Below are 452 nucleotides of genomic sequence, written 5' to 3' on the forward strand. Positions count from 1 at the left end.
TCACTCACCACGATGCCCGTCCGTTCACCTTTCATGAATCGATTAAGGATAATCAACAGTTCTCTTGTTTTACCGTTTTCGATAGTAAAATCTTCTACCACCGTTAAACAATTACTCCGTGTCTTCATACTTAAAATCGATTTTAATGCCAGACGTTTCATTTTTTTTGGCAACGTATAGTTATAATTTCTCGGTTTCGGACCAAAAATCACTCCACCACCTCGTAGTAACGGAGATTTCTTATCGCCACACCGTGCACGTCCAGTTCCTTTTTGTTTGTATGGTTTTACATTACTACCCCGTACAGCAGAACGATCTTTCGTACATACTGTCCCGACGCGTTTGTTCGCTAATTCATTATTAATAGCATAATAAACAATATATGCATTTGTCGGAATTCCGAATATCGCATCGTCAAGTTTAATTGTTCGCAATTCATTTCCATAAATCGA

The 452-nt window shown here is 38.3% G+C and carries 1 protein-coding gene; it reads right to left on the reverse strand.

From position 1 onward, the window contains the following. Window positions 1-452, reverse strand: a 452-nt coding sequence (gene rplD / locus AWU74_RS11040; RefSeq protein ID WP_162505123.1) for a 50S ribosomal protein L4, incomplete at both ends; no start/stop codon positions are given.

It is taken from the genome of Treponema endosymbiont of Eucomonympha sp. (genome assembly GCF_001028545.1).